This window comes from Citrobacter sp. MGH100, assembly GCF_001034465.1.
GTDB lineage: Bacteria > Pseudomonadota > Gammaproteobacteria > Enterobacterales > Enterobacteriaceae > Citrobacter > Citrobacter youngae.
The window spans coordinates 145,882-166,768 of record NZ_KQ089801.1 but is presented as its reverse complement, the minus strand read 5'-3'; the positions used below and the strand labels follow the sequence as shown (position 1 = coordinate 166,768).

The following is a 20,887-nucleotide window of genomic DNA, read 5'->3' as shown; positions in this document are numbered from 1 at the left end:
CGGGTATATCACTGAAAACAACTGAAAAGCAGGGAGAACACCATGCAAAAACATATCCTGATTACCTCAATTTTTACCGCCGCAGCACTGTTTACCGTGGCCGGTTGTTCCTCAAACCAGGCGGTTAAAACCACCGATGGCAAAACAATCGTCACTGACGGCAAACCGCAGGTTGATGATGATACCGGCCTGGTGTCGTACAAAAACGCGCAAACAGGCAAGACGGAACAAATTAACCGCGATCAGGTTAAGGATATGAGCGAACTGGATAACTAGTTCAGTTTTCTCCATTCAGCCACTCAATAATATTGACTGTTAGCCTGTGGATTAAGTGACTAAACTCACTGTTATTACAATAATGCAGTGATACAGGCTAATCATGATTCTCATCATTTATGCGCATCCCTATCCGCAGCATTCGCATGCGAATAAGCGGATGCTTGAGCAGGTAAGGACACTGGAAGGGGTGGAGGTTCGTTCGCTCTATGAACTCTATCCCGATTTCAATATCGATATCGCCGCAGAACAGGACGCGCTGTCACGTGCGAGCCTGATTATCTGGCAACATCCCATGCAATGGTACAGCACTCCTCCGTTACTCAAATTGTGGATGGATAAGGTCCTCTCCCACGGCTGGGCGTATGGTCACGGCGGTACCGCGCTGCATGGCAAACACCTGATGTGGGCAGTAACCACCGGTGGCGGTGAAAACCACTTTGATATCGGTTCCCACCCCGGGTTTGACGTGCTTTCCCAGCCTTTACAGGCGACGGCGTTATATTGCGGACTCAAATGGCTGCCGCCGTTTGCGATGCACTGTACGTTTATCTGTGATGACGAAACGCTGCAGGCGCAGGCGCGTCACTACAAACAGCGTCTGATGGAATGGCAGGAGGAACACCATGGATAGCCATACGCTGATACAGGCGCTGATTTATCTCGGATCGGCGGCGCTGATAGTCCCCATTGCCGTGCGGCTGGGGTTAGGGTCGGTGCTGGGCTATCTCATTGCCGGGTGCATTATCGGACCATGGGGTTTGAGGCTGGTGACGGACGCCGAATCCATCCTGCATTTTGCCGAGATCGGCGTGGTGCTGATGCTGTTTGTCATTGGTCTGGAGCTGGATCCACAGCGTTTGTGGAAGCTGCGGGCCTCGGTGTTCGGCGGCGGTGCGCTACAGATGGTGGTTTGCGGCGGCTTAATTGGTTTGTTCTGTATGTTCCTTGGCCTGCGCTGGCAGGTAGCGGAACTGATCGGCATGACGCTGGCGCTTTCCTCAACGGCCATCGCTATGCAGGCAATGAATGAACGCAACCTGATGGTTTCGCAAATGGGCCGTAGCGCGTTTGCCGTGCTGCTGTTCCAGGATATCGCCGCTATTCCATTGGTGGCGATGATCCCGTTACTGGCGGCGAGCGGTGCATCGACCACGCTTGGGGCATTTGCATTGTCCGCCCTTAAGGTCGCGGGCGCGCTGGTGCTGGTGGTGCTGTTAGGGCGTTATGTCACACGTCCGGCCTTGCGTTTTGTTGCGCGTTCGGGCCTGCGGGAAGTATTCAGCGCCGTCGCGCTGTTCCTCGTTTTCGGTTTTGGTCTGCTCCTGGAAGAGGTTGGCCTGTCGATGGCGATGGGGGCGTTTCTGGCTGGCGTGCTGCTGGCGAGCTCTGAGTATCGCCACGCGCTGGAAAGTGATATTGAGCCGTTTAAGGGGCTGCTGCTGGGGCTGTTCTTCATCGGCGTGGGGATGTCTATCGACTTCGGTACGCTGATTGATAATCCTTTGCGTATTATCATTCTGCTGGTTGGTTTCCTGGTGATTAAAACCGTCATGCTGTGGCTGATAGCGAAACCCTTACAGGTGCCGAACAAGCAGCGTCGCTGGTTTGCCGTATTACTTGGGCAGGGCAGTGAGTTTGCCTTCGTGGTGTTTGGCGCGGCGCAAATGGCAAACGTGCTTGACCCTGATTGGGCGAAATCGCTGACGCTGGCGGTCGCGCTGTCGATGGCGGCGACGCCGATTTTACTGGTGATTCTTACGCGTCTGGAAAAATCGGCGACCGGTGAAGCGCGGGAAGCGGATGAAATCGATGAGGAGCAACCGCGGGTGATCATCGCTGGATTTGGGCGATTTGGCCAGATAACCGGTCGTCTGTTGTTGTCGAGCGGGGTCAAAATGGTGGTTCTTGATCATGACCCGGACCATATCGAAACGCTGCGTAAATTCGGCATGAAGGTTTTCTATGGCGATGCGACCCGGATGGATCTGCTGGAGTCTGCCGGGGCGGCGAAAGCTGAAGTCATTATTAATGCCATTGACGATCCGCAAACCAGCCTGCAGTTAACCGAAATGGTGAAAGAGCATTTCCCGCATCTGCAAATTATTGCCCGTGCGCGCGACGTGGATCATTACATCCGCCTGCGCCAGGCGGGCGTGGATATGCCGGAACGTGAAACCTTTGAAGGTGCACTGAAGACCGGACGTCTGGCGTTGGAGGGGCTCGGGCTTGGGCGCTATGAAGCGCGTGAGCGGGCCGATGTCTTCCGGCGCTTCAATATATTGATGGTTGAGGAGATGGTGAAAGGTGAAGATGACGCGATTTCGCGTGCGGCCGTTTATAAACGCACCAGCGCAATGCTGAGTGAAATTATTGCCGAAGATCGTCAACATTTATCGTTGATTCAACGCCATGGCTGGCAAGGCACGGATGAGGGTAAGCATACGGGCGACGTCGCCGATGAGCCGGAAGTGAAACCGTCAGCATAGGGTAAAAAATGTGATGTTCTGCAAACTTTACTGCTAATTGGCTGTTTTTGAACTACTGTAATGCTGGCGTACCACCTTAAATAGGTCGGTTCGCCAGCAGAACGGAAAATTTTCCTGTTCATCCTCTTTCCGCCAGTCGACGAAAGATTGCGCTTTCCGTATAGTGGCGACAATTTTTTTGTATCCGGGAAATATTCAATGATCAGTCTGATTGCGGCGTTAGCGGTAGATCGCGTCATCGGTATGGAGAACGCCATGCCGTGGAACCTCCCTGCCGATCTCGCCTGGTTTAAACGTAATACCTTAAACAAGCCGGTTGTCATGGGACGCCACACCTGGGAATCCATCGGGCGACCGTTACCTGGGCGTAAAAATATCGTCATCAGCAGCAAGCCTGGCACCGACGATCGTGTGCAGTGGGTGAAGTCTGTTGATGAAGCCATTGCGGCCTGCGGTGATGAACCAGAGATTATGGTGATTGGCGGTGGGCGCGTGTATGAGCAGTTCCTGCCAAAAGCGCAGAAGCTGTATCTGACGCACATTGATGCTGAAGTCGAAGGGGATACGCATTTCCCGGACTACGAACCGGATGACTGGGAGTCTGTTTTCAGTGAGTTCCATGATGCCGACGCGCAAAACTCTCACAGCTACTGCTTCGAGATTCTGGAGCGTCGTTAATCCTGTAAATGCCGGATGGCTGCGAAACGCCTTATCCGGCCTACTCTTGTGCCAAGTGTAGGCCTGATAAGCGTAGCGTCATCAGGCATAAATCTCTCAGGCGTTGACCGCTTCACCAGGATCCAGATTCAGATGGCGATTTGATGGCTGCACAAAGTACTGTTTGTCTTCCCAGCGCAGACAGGTGAGATCGCCTCCCCAGCAACACCCCGTATCCAGCGCGTAAATACCTTCTGGCGTGCCTTTACCCTCCAGCGATGCCCAGTGCCCGAATGCAATGCTGTACGCTTCACTGACAGGTCCAGGAATGGCAAACCACGGCTTCAGCGGGGCAGGTGCGTCTTCTGGTGACTCTTTGCTGTACATATCCAGTTGACCATTGGGGAAGCAGTAACGCATGCGGGTAAACGCGTTGGTAATAAAACGCAGGCGCGCCAGCCCCGTCAGCTCCGGGGTCCAGTTGTTCGGCATGTCGCCATACATCGCATCAAGAAAAAACGGATACGAGTCGCTCGACAGCACGGCTTCTACGTCCCGTGCGCAGTCTTTCGCGGTCTGCAAATCCCATTGAGGGGTAATGCCAGCGTGCGCCATGACCAGTTTTTTCTCTTCGTCTACCTGCAACAGCGGTTGACGGCGGAGCCAGTTGAGTAATTCGTCGGCATCAGGTGCTTCGAGCAGCGATGTGACCCTGTCTTTAGGTTTATTACGACTGATACCAGCAAATACGGCCAGCAGGTGTAAATCGTGATTACCCAATACTAACCGCACGCTGTCGCCCAGTGATTTCACGTAGCGCAAAACGTCCAGCGAACCCGGCCCACGCGCGACCAAATCGCCGGTGAGCCATAGGGTGTCTTTTCCAGGGGTAAAGTCTACCTGATGCAGCAAGGCTACCAGTTCATCGTAACAACCGTGAACGTCGCCAATAAGGTATGTCGCCATAGAAATTGTTTTAATGAATGAGTGTTGGAACGGCAAGTCGGAATACGGGAATATCGATAGTAAAGGCGATGCCCTGCTCATCGATCATTTCGTAATGACCCTGCATGGTGCCCAGCGGCGTTTCAATAACGGCGCCGCTGGTGTACTGGTACTCTTCGCCAGGTTCGATATGGGGCTGAACGCCAACCACACCTTCACCCTGAACTTCGGTTTCGCGCCCATGACCATTGGTTATCAACCAATAACGCCCCAACAGCTGCACTGGCGCTCGCCCCAAATTGCGGATAGTCACGGTATAAGCAAAAACGTAACGTTCATCATCAGGTGAGGATTGCGCCTCAATGTAGACGCTTTGTACCTGAATACACACTCGGGGCGAATTGATCATGCTTAACTCTCCTTCGAAGGCGCGTTTTCTGACAGATAGTTAGCCATCCGGCAGTATTGCGCGACAGAGATATTTTCCGCTCGCATTGCCGGGTCAATGCCCAACTCTGTCAGCACTTCAACGCTGAACAGATTACCGAGGCTGTTACGTACCGTTTTACGGCGCTGATTAAACGCTTCGGTGGTAATGCGGCTCAGGACGCGAACATCTTTAACCGGGTACGGCATCGTCGCGTGAGGGACCAGGCGTACAACGGCGGAATCTACTTTCGGTGCTGGTGTGAAAGCCGACGGTGGAACTTCGAGCACCGGGATCACATTACAGTAATATTGCGCCATGACGCTTAATCGACCATACGCTTTACTGTTTGGCCCTGCAACCAGACGATTGACCACCTCTTTTTGCAACATGAAATGCATGTCGGCAATGGCATCAGTATAGGTAAAAAGATGGAACATCAGCGGCGTGGAGATGTTGTACGGCAGGTTGCCAAATACGCGCAGCGGCTGACCCATCGTTTGTGAAAGCTCACCGAAGTTCATGGTCATGGCATCTTGCTGATAAATAGTCAGCTTCGGCCCTAAAAACGGGTGCGTTTGCAGGCGTGCGGCGAGATCGCGGTCCAGCTCAATGACCGTGAGCTTGTCCAGACGTTCGCCTACAGGTTCGGTCAATGCAGCCAGGCCCGGGCCGATTTCGACCATGGCCTGACCTTTCTGCGGGTTGATAGCAGAGACAATACTTTCGATCACAAACTGATCGTTGAGGAAGTTTTGCCCGAAACGTTTACGGGCTAAATGGCCCTGATGGACTCGATTATTCATTGGTATTAACAATCATTTTGATGGCGAGATTAAGCGCCGTAATAAAACTGCCGACATCTGCTTGTCCACGTCCCGCAAGTTCAAGCGCGGTACCGTGATCGACGGATGTGCGAATAAAGGGCAGGCCCAGCGTGATATTCACACCGCGACCAAATCCCTGGTATTTTAGCACGGGGAGGCCCTGATCGTGGTACATTGCCAGCACGGCATCCGCGTGGTCGAGATATTTAGGCTGAAACAGCGTATCTGCGGGCAGTGGACCGTTTAATTTCATCCCCTGCGCACGCAGTTCATCCAGTACCGGGATGATGGTGTCTATCTCTTCCGTTCCCATATGACCGCCTTCACCGGCATGCGGGTTAAGGCCGCACACCAGAATACGCGGATCGTTCAGGCCAAACTTAGTGCGTAGATCATGATGCAGAATACCGATTACTTCTCGCAATAATGCCGGGGTAATGGCTTCAGCAACGGCTTTAAGCGGCAGATGTGTGGTCGCCAGGGCAACACGCAGCTCTTCGGTTGCCAGCATCATGACAACCTTCTTCGCCTGTGAACGCTCTTCAAAAAACTCGGTATGCCCGGTAAACGGGACGCCAGCGTCATTGATGACGCCCTTGTGAACCGGACCGGTAATCAGCGCCGCAAACTCACCTTGCAGACAACCATCGCAGGCGCGAGCCAGCGTGTCGACTACATATTGCCCATTCTCTACCGCCAGTTGGCCCGCGACGACAGGCGCGCGCAACGCAACCGGCAATAGCGTCAGCGTACCCGCTGATTGTGGTTGGGCTGGGATATCTGGAGAGTAGGGAAGGAGCGAGAGCGGTAAACCGAACATGGCTGCCCGGTCACGGAGTAGCGTGGCATCAGCACAAACAACGAGTTCTACCGGCCACTCGCGCTGTGCAAGCTGGATCACAAGGTCCGGACCAATCCCGGCAGGTTCGCCGGGAGTGATCACAACACGTTGAATTTGAGTCATTAGTTGCTCAGAATTTTAACGTACGCACTGGCGCGCTGTTCCTGCATCCAGGTCGCTGCTTCTTCCGAGAATTTACGGTTCATCAGCATGCGATAAGCTCTGTCTTTCTGTGCCGCGTCAGTTTTATCAACATTACGCGTATCCAGCAGCTCGATAAGATGCCAGCCGAATGAGGAGTGCACCGGGGTGCTCATCTGGCCTTTATGAAGTTTAGTCAGCGCATCGCGGAAAGCCGGATCGAAAATATCGGCTGCAGCCCAACCCAGGTCACCGCCCTGGTTGGCAGACCCCGGATCCTGAGAAAACTCTTTAGCCGCTGCCGCAAAGGTGGTTTTACCGCTCTTAATATCTGCCGCGATTTGTTCCAGTTTCAGACGCGCCTGTTGATCGGTCATGATCGGCGACGGTTTCAGCAGAATATGGCGGGCATGAACTTCAGTCACGGAGATGCTCTGGCTTTGGCCACGCATGTCGTTGACTTTCAGGATATGGAAGCCGACACCAGAGCGAATTGGGCCGATGATATCGCCTTTTTTCGCGGTGCTTAACGCCTGGGCGAAGATGCCCGGCAGTTCCTGAATGCGTCCCCAGCCCATCTGGCCGCCTTTCAGCGCCTGCTGATCGGCAGAATAAGTGATGGCCAGTTTGCCGAAATCGCTACCATTACGTGCTTCATCAACCACTGAACGCGCCTGACTTTCCGCTTCGTTTACCTGATCGGAAGTTGGGTTTTCCGGCAGTGGGATCAGAATGTGGCTCAGGTTCAGTTCGGTGCTGGCATCATTTTGGTTGCCGACCTGCTGCGCCAGGGCATCAACTTCCTGTGGCAGGATCGTGACGCGACGGCGAACTTCATTATTACGCACTTCAGAGATGGTCATCTCTTTACGGATCTGGTTGCGATAGGTCGAATAACTCAGACCATCCTGAGCCAGACGGCTGCGCATTTGATCCAGCGTCATATTGTTCTGCTTGGCAATATTGGCGATGGCCTGATCTAACTGTTCATCAGAGATTTTTACGCCCATCTTCTGACCCATCTGCAGAACGATTTGATCCATGATCAAACGCTCCAGGATCTGATGACGCAGCGTGGCATCGTCCGGTAATTGCTGACCTGCCTGACCCGCGTTCAGTTTTACTGACTGCATTAAGCCATCGACGTCGCTTTCCAGAACGACGCCGTTATTGACGACGGCTGCGACTTTATCGACTACCTGTGGGGCAGCGAAACTGGTATTCGCGACCATGGCGATACCGAGAAGCAGCGTTTTCCAGTTCTTCATACTTTTTCCATTATCAATTAACCGCAATGCGGATTACGTTGTAAATCAATCAGATCATAAAGAGCTTTGATACGGCAAAATGTTCGAACGCAGCATCTGGTTGGTGCCAAGACCATAGTTAGAGCTCAGGCCGCGCAGTTCGATATTAAAGCCGATCGAGTTGTCATATACCGCGTGTTTCTGGGTGTCATCCCAACCATTCAGCTTACGTTCATAGCCGACGCGAATGGCATAACAGCAGGAGTTGTACTGTAAGCCCAGCATGGAATCCGCCACTTTGTTCACATTGGTATCGAAGTAGTAAGCTCCGACGATTGACCAACGCTCAGCGATCGGCACGCTCGCCACTGCACCCACCTGAGAAATCCCGTTTTTATACTGATCTGCCGTAGAGTAATACGACGGCAGGGTCGCCTGGATATATTCCGGGCTGGCATAGCGGTAGTTCAACTGCAGCATACGGTTTTCGTCGCGACGGTACTCGATGCTGCTGCTGCTGGTGGCGATACTGTCCAGACGTGTGTCGTATTGTATCCCACTGCGTAAACCCCAACGATCGGAGATGCGCCAGTAAGTATCGCCAGCCCATACCAGTGAACCGGTTTTGTCGTCATTCTCCCATTTAATGTTGTCATCGCCAGTGCGAGACTCGGTGAAATAGTAGATTTGACCCACAGAAATATTAAAACGTTCAATGGCCGCGTCATCATAAACGCGAGATGTGACACCTGTCGTTACCTGGTTTGCGGAGGCAATACGGTCCAGGCCGCCATAGGTGCGGTCACGGAACAGGCCGCTGTAGTCAGATTGCAGCAGGGAAGAGTCATAGTTATAGATATGACTTTGGTTGCGATACGGCACATATAAATACTGCGCACGCGGCTCCAGTGTCTGGGTATAGCCTGGCGCCAGCATTTCCATATCACGTTCGAAGACCAGCTTACCGTCAACTTTGAACTGCGGCATGACGCGGTTAGCGGAATCGTCGAGTTTATTTACGTTACTCGGATTGTTGTTATACCAGTCCAGATTGGTCTGCTGGTAGTGCGTCGCCATCAGTTTCGCTTCAGTGTTGATACTCCCCCACTGATTGGATAGCGGCAGGTTGATGGTCGGCTCAAGGTGAACACGCGTCGCTTCTGGCATGTCGTCATTGGTATTGACGAAATGCACCGCCTGTCCATAAATACGGGTATCAAATGGACCAACGTCATTCTGATAGAAGTTGACGTCTAACTGTGGCTGAGCGGAATAACTGCTGTTGTTCTGATCGTCAAAGACCTGGAACTGTTTAGTTGAGAGCGTTGCATCAAAGTTTTGCACCGCATAGCCGACGCTGAATTTCTGTGTCGCATAACCGTCGGTACTGGAACCGTACTTATTGTCAAAATCATTAAAGTAGCTGGAGTCGCTGACTTTGGTATAGTCGACGTTGAAACGCCACACCTGGTCCATCACACCGGCGTGTTGCCAGTAAAACAGCCAGCGGCGTGAATTATCATCATTCGGATGTTCGTCGTCGTAGACCCGGTCGGAATTCAGGTAGTCGAGTTCCATCAGACCTGCGCCCGCCTGGGTCAGGTAACGGAATTCGTTCTCCCACATCACGCCGCCACGGCGATGCATATAATGCGGCGTAATGGTGGCGTCCATGTTGGGCGCGATATTCCAGTAATATGGCAGGTAGAACTCAAAATAGTTCTTGGTGGAGTATTTTGCGTTCGGGATCAAGAAACCGGAACGGCGCTTATCGCCGACAGGTAGCTGCAAATAGGGGCTGTAAAACACCGGAACCGGGCCCAGTTTAAAACGGGCGTTCCAGATTTCAGCGACCTGTTCTTCACGGTCATGGATCACTTCACTACCGACGACGCTCCAGGTATTGGAACCCGGAAGACAGGAGGTAAAACTGCCGTTTTCCAGAATGGTATAGCGATTCTCACCGCGCTGTTTCATCAGGTCCGCTTTCCCGCGCCCCTGACGGCCCACCATCTGGTAATCACCTTCCCAGATGTTGGTATCTTTGGTATTCAGATTAGACCAACCCTTCGGTCCCTTCAGAATAACCTGATTGTCATCATAATGGACGTTGCCCAGCGCATCGACGGTACGTATTGGCTCCGGCTGGCCTTCAGCCTGCTTCTGATGAAGCTGTACTTCGTCGGCCTGCAGGCGGCTGTTACCCTGTGCGATGTCCACGTTGCCGGTAAACACCGCGTCATCGGGATAATTCCCTTTAGCGTTGTCGGCATTGATGGTGACGGGTAATTCATTAGTCTCGCCCTGTACCAGAGGACGGTCATAGCTCGGCACGCCCAACATGCACTGTGAGGCGAGATCGGCTGCCAGGCCCTGATGGCTATAGAGGGCACTGGCAATCATGGTGGCCAGAAGAGTGGGAATACGTTTTTTCATACGTTGTATTTATTGTTCCATCATCAGTAGCGTCGCGCGTGACAAACGGTCACAGCCTAACTTATCTCATCTTCACTGCGCTAGTGTTAATCCTGCCCATTTAGGCATCCGTGGTGTTAGGCACGGCATTGAATGACAGGTATGATAATGCAAATTATAGGCGATGTCCCACAATTGACCGCAGCCGTAAATCGGTAAAAGCACCTTATATATTGTGGGACATAGCCTGGCTGAGAGCATAAAGATTTGGGGAGTCTATGCAGTATTGGGGAAAGATAATTGGTGTAGCCGTGGCCTTAATGATGGGTGGCGGCTTCTGGGGTGTGGTTCTGGGGCTGTTAGTTGGCCACATGTTCGACAAAGCCCGCATGCGCAAAATGGCGTGGTTTGCCAACCAACGTGAACGCCAGGCGCTTTTTTTTGCCACCACTTTTGAGGTGATGGGGCATCTGACCAAATCCAAAGGTCGCGTCACGGAAGCCGATATTCATATCGCCAGCCAGTTGATGGATCGGATGAATTTGCACGGTGACTCGCGAACGGCTGCACAACACGCCTTCCGGGTAGGAAAATCGGATAATTATCCATTACGTGAAAAGATGCGTCAGTTTCGCAGCGTCTGTTTTGGTCGATTCGATCTGATCCGCATGTTTCTGGAAATTCAAATCCAGGCGGCATTTGCCGATGGGTCGTTACATCCTAACGAGCGTGAAGTGCTGTATGTGATTGCTGAAGAGTTGGGGATCTCACGAGCCCAATTTGATCAGTTCCTGCGCATGATGCAGGGCGGCGCGCAGTTTGGCGGCGGATATCAGCAGCAGTCTGGCGGCGGTGGCTGGCAGCAGGCGCAACGCGGCCCGACGCTGGAAGACGCCTGTAATGTGCTGGGTGTGAAAACGACCGATGATGCGACTACCATAAAGCGCGCTTACCGTAAGCTGATGAGCGAGCACCATCCGGACAAACTGGTCGCGAAAGGTCTGCCGCCAGAGATGATGGAAATGGCGAAGCAAAAAGCGCAGGAAATCCAAAAGGCTTACGAGCTGATTAAGGAGCAAAAAGGATTCAAGTGATTGAATTGCCGGATGCGGCTAGCGCCTTATCCGGCCTACGTTAATGAATGTAGGCCGGGCAAGCGAAGCGCTCCCGGCATAAATTGGCTCAGAATTTAAAAATCCGCCGGGACTTTAAACGTCATACTGTTGCCGTATTCGGGATGCGTGATGGTTAACATCTCTGCATGCAGCAACAGGCGCGGCGCTAACGCCAGCGCTTCCGGCGGAGCATAGAAGCGGTCGCCGAGGATTGGATGCCCTAAAGCCAGCATATGTACACGCAACTGGTGGGAGCGTCCGGTAATGGGTTTGAGCACCACCCGGGCGGTATTATCCGCGGCAAACTCCACAACTTCGTATTCTGTTTGCGCGGATTTTCCGGTCTCATAACACACTTTTTGCTTTGGCCTGTTCGGCCAGTCGCAAATCAGCGGTAAATCAACCAGACCCTCGGCCGGAGCGGGATGCCCCCAGACGCGTGCAACATACTGTTTTTTCGGTTCGCGCTCGCGAAACTGGCGTTTTAGCTCGCGCTCTGCCGCTTTGGTTAGCGCGACTACAATCACGCCGCTGGTGGCCATATCCAGACGATGGACGGATTCAGCCTGCGGATAGTCGCGCTGAATACGCGTCATCACGCTGTCTTTGTGCTCATCCAGACGACCCGGCACAGACAACAAACCGCTCGGCTTATTGACCACCATAATGTGCTCATCCTGATACAGGATGACCAACCAGGGTTCCTGCGGCGGATTGTAGTTTTCCATCCCCATGTATGGCTCCGTTACTGATGCGTCACGACGATCAGGCGCAGGGCATCCAGACGCCAGCCCGCCTGATCCAGGCTTTCCATCACCTGCTGACGGTTGCTTTCAATTGCGCTGAGTTCGTCATCACGGATGTTCGGGTTAACGGCACGCAGCGCTTCCAGACGGGAGAGTTCCGCAGTCAGTTTTTCGTCCGCTTCTTTACGCGCCGCGTCGATCAGCGCGCGGGCTGATTTTTCCACCTGTGCTTCACCGAGTTGCAGAATAGCATGAACGTCCTGCTGCACGGCGTTGACCAGTTTACTGCCGGTGTGGCGGTTAACGGCGCTGAGCTGACGGTTAAAGGTTTCGAACTCAACCTGTGCAGCGAGGTTATTGCCGTTTTTATCCAGCAGCATACGTACCGGCGTTGGTGGCAGGAAGCGGTTCAGCTGCAGCTGTTTCGGCGCCTGCGCTTCAACCACATACACCAGCTCAACCAACAGAGTTCCGACCGGTAATGCTTTGTTTTTCAACAACGAAATGGTGCTGCTGCCGGTGTCACCAGAGAGGATAAGATCCAGACCATTACGGATTAACGGATGCTCCCAGGTAATAAACTGAGCGTCTTCACGCGACAGAGCGACATCACGCTCAAACGTAATGGTGCAGCCATCTTCCGGCAGCCCAGGGAAATCAGGCACCAGCATATGATCGGACGGGGTCAGCACGATCAGATTGTCGCCACGGTCATCCTGATTAATACCAACGATATCAAACAGGTTCATGGCGAAGGCGATCAGGCTGGTATCGTCGTCCTGCTCTTCAATGCTCTCAGCCAGTGCCAGCGCTTTTTCACCGCCGTTAGAGTGGATCTCCAGCAGACGATCGCGACCTTGCTCCAGCTGTGCTTTCAGCGCGTCATGCTGTTCGCGGCAGGTTTTGATCAGATCGTCAAAGCCATCGGTATTTTCTGGCTCAGCCAGGTAGCCGATCAGATTGTTATAGACCGTGTCGTAGATGGTACGGCCGGTCGGGCAGGTGTGTTCGAACGCATCCAGACCTTCGTGGTACCAGCGCACCAGTACGGATTGCGCGGTTTTTTCCAGGTACGGGACGTGAATCTGAATATCATGCGCCTGACCAATACGATCCAGACGGCCGATACGTTGTTCCAGCAGGTCCGGGTTAAACGGCAGGTCAAACATCACCAGATTGCTGGCGAACTGGAAGTTACGGCCTTCTGAGCCGATTTCAGAACACAGCATCACCTGGGCACCGCTATCTTCTTCGCTAAACCAGGCGGCGGCACGGTCGCGCTCAATGATCGACATCCCTTCATGGAACACGGCGGCGCGGATACCTTCGCGCTCGCGCAGCACTTGCTCAAGTTGCAACGCGGTGGTGGCTTTCGCGCAGATCACCAGTACTTTCTGTGAACGGTGGCTGGTCAGGTAACCCATCAGCCATTCAACGCGCGGATCAAAGTTCCACCAGGTACCGGTATCACCTTCAAATTCCTGATAAATCTGTTCGGGGTAGAGCATGTCGCGAGCGCGATCTTCCGCGCTCTTACGTGCGCCCATAATGCCCGATACTTTGATGGCTGTCTGGTATTGGGTTGGCAGCGGCAGCTTGATGGTATGCAGTTCGCGTTTCGGGAAGCCTTTCACACCATTACGGGTGTTACGGAACAGCACGCGGCTGGTGCCGTGTCTGTCCATCAGCATCGAAACCAGTTCCTGACGCGCGCTTTGGGCGTCATCACTGTCGCTGTTCGCAGCCTGTAATAGCGGCTCAATATCCTGTTCGCCAATCATGTCGCCGAGCATGTTTAGCTCATCGTTACTCAGCTTGTTGCCAGCCAGCAGCATGGCAACCGCATCGGCAACCGGGCGATAATTTTTTTGTTCTTCAACGAACTGGGCAAAATCGTGGAAGCGGCTTGGGTCCAGCAGGCGCAAACGCGCAAAGTGACTTTCCATGCCGAGTTGTTCCGGCGTTGCGGTCAGCAGCAGGATACCCGGCACGCGCTCTGCCAGCTGTTCAATGGCCATATACTCGCGGCTGGGCGCATCTTCGCTCCATACCAGGTGATGGGCTTCATCGACAATCAACAGGTCCCATTCCGCATCACACAGATGCTCCAGACGTTGTTTACTACGACGGGCAAAGTCCAGAGAGCAGATAACCAGTTGCTCAGTTTCAAACGGGTTGTAGGCGTCGTGCTGCGCTTCCGCATAGCGTTCGTCATCGAACAGCGCGAAACGCAGGTTGAAACGGCGCAGCATTTCGACCAGCCACTGGTGCTGTAAAGTTTCAGGAACGATGATCAGTACGCGCTCGGCAGCACCAGACAGCAGTTGCTGATGCAGGATCATCCCGGCTTCAATGGTTTTGCCTAGGCCAACTTCGTCTGCCAGTAACACGCGAGGCGCATGGCGGCGGCCGACATCGTGGGCGATGTTAAGCTGGTGTGGGATCAGGCTGGTGCGCTGACCGCGCAGGCCACTCCACGGCATGCGGTACTGCTCGCTTTGAAATTTACGCGCACGATAGCGCAGTGCGAAGCGGTCCATACGGTCAATCTGGCCAGCAAACAGGCGATCCTGCGGTTTACTGAACACCAGCTTGCTGTCGAGCAGCACTTCACGCAGCATGACGCCAGTTTCTTCGGTATCGAGGCGAGTTCCGATATAAGCAAGCAGGCCGTTTTCTTCTTTTACTTCATCGACATGCAGTTGCCAGCCTTCATGGCTTGTTATCGTATCGCCAGGATTGAACATCACGCGGGTCACGGGGGAATCACTGCGCGCATACAGACGGTTTTCGCCCGTCGATGAGAAAAGTAAAGTGACGGTTCGCGCATCCATGGCGACAACGGTACCAAGTCCCAATTCGCTTTCTGTATCGCTGATCCAGCGTTGACCAAGTGTAAAAGGCATATGTGTTCGGCTCTATATCTTTAATTGCAGGCAATACTCGTCATTTTTCGGGCGAGCCCGAGGTTTTGAGAGCATACGACCCCGCTACCAGGCTAATAAATCAGTGGTAGTGGTGTTAAATGGGTCCAGGAATGGAAAGGGCGCTATGGTACTGGATGGCGGCGGTTTCGTCACGCGTCAAAATAACCCCAGTTGTCCTGTGAGTAGTGTAGCAAAATTATCATCAATAAAGGGAAGAATTCCCTCGGCAACCGGTTGGATTTGGCGAGTCAGATAGTGCTCGTAATCGAGTGCAGATTGCTGATAATCAACAGGTTCTGGGCCATTTGTCGTCCAGACATATTTAATCGTTCCACGATTCTGATACTGCGGCGGACGCCCCAGTTTGACATTCTGCTCATCGGCGAGACGTGCGGCGCGAACGTGCGGCGGAACATTCCGCTGATATTCGCTCAACGGGCGGCGCAGACGCTTACGGTACACCAGTTGTTCATCCAGTTCACCCGCCATCAGACGGTCGATAGTCTCGCGAACGAACTCCTGATAGGGCTCGTTACGAAAAATTCGCAGGTACAACTCCTGCTGAAACTGCTGGGCCAGCGGTGTCCAGTCGGTTCGTACCGTTTCCAGTCCCTTAAACACCATTCGTTGCTCAGCACCGTCCTGAATCATCCCGGCGTAGCGTTTTTTGCTGCCGGTATCGGCACCGCGAATGGTCGGCATTAGGAAGCGACAAAAATGGGTTTCAAACTCCAATTCCAGCGCGCTGGTCAGATTTTGCTGCTTCAGCGATTGCGCCCACCAGTTATTGACATAGCTCACCAACTCACGACCAATTCTGGCGGCATTCTCTTCCGTGTGCGCACCTTTGAGCCAGACAAAGGTCGAGTCAGTATCGCCATAGATGACATCGTAACCCTGTGCTTCTATCAGCGCTTTAGTCTGGCGCATGATCGCATGGCCGCGCATGGTGATCGACGAGGCCAGGCGCGGATCAAAGAAGCGACAAGCTGTGGTGCCAAGTACGCCGTAAAATGCGTTCATGATGATTTTCAGCGCCTGCGAGAGCGGCTTATTCCCGTGGCGTTTTGCTTCATCGCGCCCATGCCAGATCCGGGTAACGATTTCCGGCAGGCAGTGCTTTTCACGTGAGAACCAGGCGTCAAGGAACCCTTCGGTGCTGTGCTCCGGATCCGGCTGCGCCATCCCTTCGATAAGCCCCACCGGATCGATTAAAAAAGTACGAATTATTGAGGGGTACAGGCTTTTATAATCCAGCACCAGTACCGAGTCGTATAAGCCTGGGCGCGAGTCCATCACGTAGCCGCCGGGGCTGGCATGAGGGGGAACTTCCCCCAGATTGGGCGCAACGTAACCGGCGCGGTGCATCCGCGGCAAGTAGAGGTGTCCGAAAGCGGCAACCGAACCACCGTGCCGGTCGGCAGGCAGACCGTTTACCGTCGAACGTTCCAGCAGAAACGGCATGATCTCGGTTTTATGAAAAATACGCGTGACCAGCTCACAGTCTTTGAGGTTGTAAGTGGCAAGAGCGGGCTTATCCTGAGCAAAACGGCGGTCAATTTCGTCCATTCTGTCCCAGGGATTATCGATCGACTTCCCTTCGCCAAGGAGTTCCTGCGATACCGTTTCCAGCGAGAATGACGAGAAATTCCAGAATGCGGATTTGAGTGCCTCAATGCCGTCAATAATCAGACGCCCTTTGGCCTGCGCGAAAAAAACACCGTTTTTAAAACCGTGTTCACGCCACTCCAGTTCGCTGTTGTCGCGACCAAAACGCAGTGGGATACGATAACGTTCAGCATGATTTTGCAGGACGCGTAAATCGAACTGCACCACGTTCCAACCGATTATCACATCGGGATCGTGACAGGCAATCCAGTCGTTAAGTTTTTCCAGCAACAGCGGGCGGCTGGCGACGTACTCAAGTTCAAAATCCAGCCGGGAGGCATCGCCATTCGGCGGGCCGAGCATATAGACATTACGCTGCCCGCAACCTTCAAGGCCGATGCAATACAGCTCGCCGTGACGCGTTGTTTCGATATCCAGCGATACCCATTTTAACGGTGGTCGGTAGTCCGGGTTCGGCTTCAGCCGCGCATTAATCAGCGTTCCGTCATGCTTGTCGCCTTCGACCCAAACCGGGGAGGTAATAAAGCGTTCCATCAGATAACGTTCTGGTGGACGCACATCGGCCTCGTAAACCGTCACACCATTTTCACGCAGCAGTTTTTCCAGCCGCATAAGCTGGCGGTGCGAACGGCAATACAGGCCCGAAACGGGCTGGCGGTGGAAATCTTGTAACTGAAGTGGCGTCAGACGATAGCCGTTCTCTGTACGTAATAATGACGTTATGCGAGGCGTCTGGTGTGTGGGGACAAACGCGACGGATTCCTGTGGCGCAAGCGTAACCCGCAGTGGCCCATTGTCTGTTGCCAGCCAGAATGAAACCTCTGTCCCCTGCGGGGTATCCCGCCAGTGTCGGGTTAAAATAAAACCAGCCTGCGCCACGCTGTGTATCCGTCAAAAAACCAGGAATTAGTATAGCCTGGTTTGCACGACTATACTGTCATTTTGTACAGTTATAAGATGGCAGGCGCGGGATGATGCGGTAGCAGTGACAGTAAAATTCTTTTCGGGTACAAATTTTCAGTGTCGAACTATTTAATATATGAATATAGTTTCTGATTATACCACCGTAAATTATTTGATTAGCCTGTTTTGATTGTTTATTTAAATTACTGCTTTTTGATTGTGTATTTTTCATAAGTTGATAGTCCGTTTCAGGCGTTTTGTTCACATTTTCAGAATAGTACTTAACCCATTCTGTTACTTATCCCTCGGTTCAGAAAAAATTGTGCTCTTTTTATTTGTTTTTATTCATGGTTAGTGTAACTATTTTAATCAAAGCATTCTGGTTGTCAGGTTGAATATAATATATTGAAGGATTGCTATTGTCTGGATAAAAAACGGATTTTCGGTTCGATTTCGTCGGGAATATCTCTCTGCATAATTTGATTTTTATCGCTTAATATAATTTATATTTATCTGGTAGCTAGGATGCTTTATATCAATAGCTTGGGTGCGTTGTGTGATGGAGTAGTATTATGAATGTTTATACTCAGGCGTTACAGGTGGGATATGATCACTATTTATTTGTTAATACTCAGCTATCTAACCCGACCATTAAGTCGGTAAGTCACTACATTGAGTATAGAACATGGTCAGGACAAATCTGGCGTACTGAGGTTATTGAGCGTGGGAATGCCTTCTTTCACTGGCAGGGACAGGACAGAATAAATGGGCATCGTGATACGGTTATTAATTATCTGTTGAATGGCCAGCGCTGGCAGTCAACAATTGCAGATTATATTTTCTTTCATTCGCTGGATGGCGAAGAGGCACTGGGACATTACGATAATGTGATTAAATACGTTTGTGCTAATAATTGTGTGTATCGAAGTGCGTTTGCGGAATATATAACCGAATAATAAGAGAGCGCGTCGCTGTTTCCGGACGCGCTTGTATTTTTTTTACTGACCGTAATAGGCTTTAGCACCGTGTTTACGCAGGTAATGTTTATCCAGCAACGTTTGCTGCATATCCGGTAACTGCGGTGCGAGTTGGCGGCAGAAAATCCCCATATAGGCGACTTCTTCCAGCACAATCGCGTTATGTACTGCATCCTCGGCATTTTTTCCCCACGCAAACGGACCGTGAGAATGCACCAATACGCCAGGCATCTGTGCGGCATCAATCCCCTGTTTCTCAAAGGTTTCGACGATCACATTCCCGGTTTCCCATTCATATTCGCCGTTAATCTCGACGTCGGTCATTTTACGCGTGCAGGGGATGGCGCCATAGAAATAGTCCGCATGCGTTGTACCCGTGGCCGGGATTGACTGGCCCGCCTGCGCCCAGATGGTTGCGTGACGAGAATGGGTGTGAACAATGCCGCCAATCGTCGGGAATGCCTGGTACAGCAGGCGGTGCGTTGGTGTATCAGAAGAGGGTTTTTTCTGGCCTTCCACCACTTCGCCTGTTGCGATACTGACAACGACCATATCGTCGGCAGTCATGACGCTGTAATCGACACCGGATGGTTTAATCACAAATACGCCGCGTTTGCGATCGACGGCGCTAACGTTGCCCCAGGTCAGGGTGACCAGATTGTGCTTAGGCAGCGCCAGATTGGCTTCCAGTACCTGACGTTTGAGATCTTCTAACATGATGCTCTCCGATGAATCTTGCCGGATGGCGCTACGCTTATCCGGCCTACAAATCGCACATTCTTGTAGGCCGGATAAGGTGTTTACGCCGTCATCCGGCAGTTGTTAACGTTTGAAGCCGTAATACACTTCGTTCCAGCGCAGCGCGTCCTTAAAGGCTGGCAGGCGGGTATCGTTATCGATCACCGCGATCTCGATATCGTGCATTTCAGCGAACTGACGCATGTCGTTCAGATCCAGCGCGTGGCTGAACACGGTGTGGTGCGCGCCTCCGGCAAGGATCCAGGCTTCAGATGCGGTTGGCAGATCCGGCTGGGCTTTCCACAGTGCGTTTGCCACCGGCAGTTTCGGCAGCTCATGTGGGGTTGGTACGGTGTCGATGCAGTTAACCAGCAGACGATAGCGATCGCCGAGATCGATCAGGCTGGCAACCACGGCCGGGCCGGTTTTGGTGTTGAAGATCAGACGGGCGGGATCGTCTTTACCACCAATGCCGAGGTGTTGTACGTCGAGGATCGGTTTCTCTTCCACCGCGATGGACGGGCACACTTCCAGCATGTGCGAACCAAGTACCAGATCGTTGCCTTTCTCGAAGTGGTAGGTGTAATCCTCCATAAATGAGGTGCCGCCCTGCAGACCGGTTGACATCACCTTCATGATGCGAAGCAGAGCGGCGGTTTTCCAGTCGCCTTCGCCAGCAAAGCCATAGCCTTGCTGCATCAGACGCTGTACGGCCAGACCCGGGAGCTGTTTCAGGCCGTGTAAATCTTCAAATGTGGTGGTGAAGGCGTGGAATCCGCCCTGTTCCAGGAAGCGCTTCATCCCCAGTTCAATACGGGCGGCTTCCAGGACGTTCTGACGTTTTTCACCGTGGACTTGCGTTGCCGCCGTCATGGTGTAAGAGCTTTCATACTCATCGATTAGTGCGTTGATTTCGCCGTCGCTAATTGCGTTCACGACCTGCACCAGATCGCCCACGGCCCAGGTGTTTACCGAGAAGCCGAATTTGATCTGCGCGGCAACTTTATCGCCATCGGTGACCGCAACTTCGCGCATGTTGTCGCCAAAACGGCAGACTTTCAGATGGCGAGTGTCCTGTTTGGACACGGCCTGTCGCATCCAGGAGCCGATGCGTTCGTGTGCCTGTTTGTCCTGCCAGTGACCGGTGACCACGGCGTGCTGCTGACGCATACGTGCGCCGATGAAGCCGAACTCACGACCGCCGTGCGCGGTTTGGTTCAGGTTCATAAAGTCCATATCAATGCTGTCCCACGGCAGGGCGGCGTTAAACTGGGTGTGGAACTGCATCAGCGGTTTGTTGAGGATCGCCAGGCCGTTGATCCACATTTTCGCCGGCGAGAAGGTATGCAGCCAGACCATCATCCCTGCGCAGCGATCGTCATAGTTGGCGTCACGACAAATAGCGGTGATTTCGTCAGGCGAGGTACCCAGCGGTTTTAAGACCAGTTTGCAGGGCAGTTTAGCTTCAGTATTCAGTGCGTTAACGACGTGCTCGGCATGTTGGGTTACCTGACGCAGGGTTTCAGGGCCATACAGATGCTGGCTACCAATCACAAACCACACTTCATAGTTATCAAAAATCGTCAT

17 protein-coding genes are annotated in these 20,887 nt (G+C 52.8%); 6 read left to right on the top strand and 11 right to left on the bottom strand.

Going from position 1 to position 20,887, the window contains the following annotated elements; genetic code table 11:
* Window positions 1–42 precede the first annotated feature (42 nt).
* The 4 genes from SK32_RS12450 (at window position 43) to folA (ending at window position 3,443) form a co-directional block, all read left to right on the top strand.
* The gene (locus tag SK32_RS12450; protein WP_003018880.1) at window positions 43–276 is read left to right on the top strand and encodes a YgdI/YgdR family lipoprotein; all 234 of its coding nucleotides are present in this window, start codon (window positions 43–45) and stop codon (window positions 274–276) included.
* 103 nt (window positions 277–379) lie between these two features.
* Window positions 380–910, top strand: coding sequence for a glutathione-regulated potassium-efflux system oxidoreductase KefF (kefF, locus tag SK32_RS12445; RefSeq protein WP_048212726.1), 531 nt, complete (start codon window positions 380–382; stop codon window positions 908–910).
* Window positions 903–2,765 (top strand): glutathione-regulated potassium-efflux system protein KefC, encoded by a 1,863-nt coding sequence (gene kefC, locus SK32_RS12440; protein ID WP_048212725.1) that lies wholly within the window; start codon window positions 903–905, stop codon window positions 2,763–2,765. The genes kefF and kefC overlap by 8 nt, the downstream gene beginning before the upstream one ends.
* 198 nt (window positions 2,766–2,963) lie before the next feature.
* Entirely contained in the window at window positions 2,964–3,443 is a 480-nt protein-coding gene (gene folA, locus SK32_RS12435; RefSeq protein WP_003018873.1) for a type 3 dihydrofolate reductase, read from the top strand.
* Window positions 3,444–3,539: 96 nt separating this feature from the next.
* Here folA and apaH read toward each other — a convergent pair whose 3' ends face one another.
* From apaH to lptD, 6 genes are read right to left on the bottom strand one after another with little or no spacing between them, the layout of a single operon-like run.
* Window positions 3,540–4,388: a bis(5'-nucleosyl)-tetraphosphatase (symmetrical) ApaH gene (gene apaH, locus SK32_RS12430; RefSeq protein WP_048212724.1), complete on the bottom strand. Its 849-nt coding sequence runs from the start codon at window positions 4,386–4,388 to the stop codon at window positions 3,540–3,542.
* A 10-nt stretch (window positions 4,389–4,398) separates the two neighbouring features.
* Window positions 4,399–4,776, bottom strand: coding sequence for a Co2+/Mg2+ efflux protein ApaG (gene apaG / locus SK32_RS12425; protein WP_003018867.1), 378 nt, complete (start codon window positions 4,774–4,776; stop codon window positions 4,399–4,401).
* 2 nt (window positions 4,777–4,778) lie between these two features.
* Complete coding sequence (gene rsmA / locus SK32_RS12420; protein ID WP_048212723.1) at window positions 4,779–5,600, bottom strand: 16S rRNA (adenine(1518)-N(6)/adenine(1519)-N(6))-dimethyltransferase RsmA; 822 nt, start codon at window positions 5,598–5,600, stop codon at window positions 4,779–4,781.
* Entirely contained in the window at window positions 5,593–6,585 is a 993-nt protein-coding gene (pdxA, locus tag SK32_RS12415) for a 4-hydroxythreonine-4-phosphate dehydrogenase PdxA (protein WP_048212722.1), read from the bottom strand. Before pdxA ends, rsmA begins: the two co-directional genes overlap by 8 nt.
* Window positions 6,585–7,871, bottom strand: coding sequence for a peptidylprolyl isomerase SurA (gene surA / locus SK32_RS12410; RefSeq protein WP_048212721.1), 1,287 nt, complete (start codon window positions 7,869–7,871; stop codon window positions 6,585–6,587). Before surA ends, pdxA begins: the two co-directional genes overlap by 1 nt.
* 54 nt (window positions 7,872–7,925) lie before the next feature.
* Complete coding sequence (gene lptD, locus SK32_RS12405) at window positions 7,926–10,286, bottom strand: LPS assembly protein LptD (RefSeq protein ID WP_048212720.1); 2,361 nt, start codon at window positions 10,284–10,286, stop codon at window positions 7,926–7,928.
* A gap of 257 nt (window positions 10,287–10,543) precedes the next feature.
* On the opposite strand from lptD, the gene djlA reads away from it, so the two are divergent.
* Window positions 10,544–11,359 carry a co-chaperone DjlA gene (gene djlA, locus SK32_RS12400; RefSeq protein WP_048212719.1) on the top strand — a complete coding sequence of 272 codons (816 nt, stop codon included), beginning with the start codon at window positions 10,544–10,546 and terminating at the stop codon, window positions 11,357–11,359.
* Window positions 11,360–11,454: 95 nt separating this feature from the next.
* Here the strand turns inward: djlA and rluA are convergent, their stop codons facing one another.
* From rluA to polB, 3 genes are all read right to left on the bottom strand, one after another.
* Window positions 11,455–12,114 carry a bifunctional tRNA pseudouridine(32) synthase/23S rRNA pseudouridine(746) synthase RluA gene (gene rluA / locus SK32_RS12395; protein WP_003018849.1) on the bottom strand — a complete coding sequence of 220 codons (660 nt, stop codon included), beginning with the start codon at window positions 12,112–12,114 and terminating at the stop codon, window positions 11,455–11,457.
* 11 nt (window positions 12,115–12,125) lie between these two features.
* On the bottom strand, window positions 12,126–15,032 hold the full coding sequence (gene rapA / locus SK32_RS12390) for an RNA polymerase-associated protein RapA (protein WP_048212718.1): 2,907 nt from the start codon (window positions 15,030–15,032) through the stop codon (window positions 12,126–12,128).
* Between the two features lie 177 nt (window positions 15,033–15,209).
* Entirely contained in the window at window positions 15,210–17,561 is a 2,352-nt protein-coding gene (polB, locus tag SK32_RS12385; RefSeq protein WP_048212717.1) for a DNA polymerase II, read from the bottom strand.
* Window positions 17,562–18,157: 596 nt separating this feature from the next.
* On the opposite strand from polB, the gene SK32_RS12380 reads away from it, so the two are divergent.
* On the top strand, window positions 18,158–18,541 hold the full coding sequence (locus tag SK32_RS12380; RefSeq protein WP_048212716.1) for a DUF4751 family protein: 384 nt from the start codon (window positions 18,158–18,160) through the stop codon (window positions 18,539–18,541).
* Window positions 18,542–18,583: 42 nt separating this feature from the next.
* Here the strand turns inward: SK32_RS12380 and araD are convergent, their stop codons facing one another.
* Together araD and araA are read right to left on the bottom strand one after the other, a co-directional pair.
* Entirely contained in the window at window positions 18,584–19,279 is a 696-nt protein-coding gene (gene araD, locus SK32_RS12375; protein ID WP_048212715.1) for an L-ribulose-5-phosphate 4-epimerase, read from the bottom strand.
* A gap of 105 nt (window positions 19,280–19,384) precedes the next feature.
* Complete coding sequence (araA, locus tag SK32_RS12370; RefSeq protein ID WP_048212714.1) at window positions 19,385–20,887, bottom strand: L-arabinose isomerase; 1,503 nt, start codon at window positions 20,885–20,887, stop codon at window positions 19,385–19,387.

Bases quoted from the DNA above. Each gene is read 5' to 3' on its own strand.
- SK32_RS12450 (WP_003018880.1), top strand. From the start codon at position 43: ATGCAAAAACATATCCTGATTACCTCAATTTTTACCGCCGCAGCACTG.
- araA (WP_048212714.1), bottom strand. From the start codon at position 20,887: ATGACGATTTTTGATAACTATGAAGTGTGGTTTGTGATTGGTAGCCAG.
- apaH (WP_048212724.1), bottom strand. From the start codon at position 4,388: ATGGCGACATACCTTATTGGCGACGTTCACGGTTGTTACGATGAACTG.
- araD (WP_048212715.1), bottom strand. From the start codon at position 19,279: ATGTTAGAAGATCTCAAACGTCAGGTACTGGAAGCCAATCTGGCGCTG.
- djlA (WP_048212719.1), top strand. From the start codon at position 10,544: ATGCAGTATTGGGGAAAGATAATTGGTGTAGCCGTGGCCTTAATGATG.
- kefF (WP_048212726.1), top strand. From the start codon at position 380: ATGATTCTCATCATTTATGCGCATCCCTATCCGCAGCATTCGCATGCG.
- surA (WP_048212721.1), bottom strand. From the start codon at position 7,871: ATGAAGAACTGGAAAACGCTGCTTCTCGGTATCGCCATGGTCGCGAAT.
- apaG (WP_003018867.1), bottom strand. From the start codon at position 4,776: ATGATCAATTCGCCCCGAGTGTGTATTCAGGTACAAAGCGTCTACATT.
- rsmA (WP_048212723.1), bottom strand. From the start codon at position 5,600: ATGAATAATCGAGTCCATCAGGGCCATTTAGCCCGTAAACGTTTCGGG.
- pdxA (WP_048212722.1), bottom strand. From the start codon at position 6,585: ATGACTCAAATTCAACGTGTTGTGATCACTCCCGGCGAACCTGCCGGG.
- folA (WP_003018873.1), top strand. From the start codon at position 2,964: ATGATCAGTCTGATTGCGGCGTTAGCGGTAGATCGCGTCATCGGTATG.
- SK32_RS12380 (WP_048212716.1), top strand. From the start codon at position 18,158: ATGAATGTTTATACTCAGGCGTTACAGGTGGGATATGATCACTATTTA.
- rluA (WP_003018849.1), bottom strand. From the start codon at position 12,114: ATGGGGATGGAAAACTACAATCCGCCGCAGGAACCCTGGTTGGTCATC.
- lptD (WP_048212720.1), bottom strand. From the start codon at position 10,286: ATGAAAAAACGTATTCCCACTCTTCTGGCCACCATGATTGCCAGTGCC.
- kefC (WP_048212725.1), top strand. From the start codon at position 903: ATGGATAGCCATACGCTGATACAGGCGCTGATTTATCTCGGATCGGCG.
- rapA (WP_048212718.1), bottom strand. From the start codon at position 15,032: ATGCCTTTTACACTTGGTCAACGCTGGATCAGCGATACAGAAAGCGAA.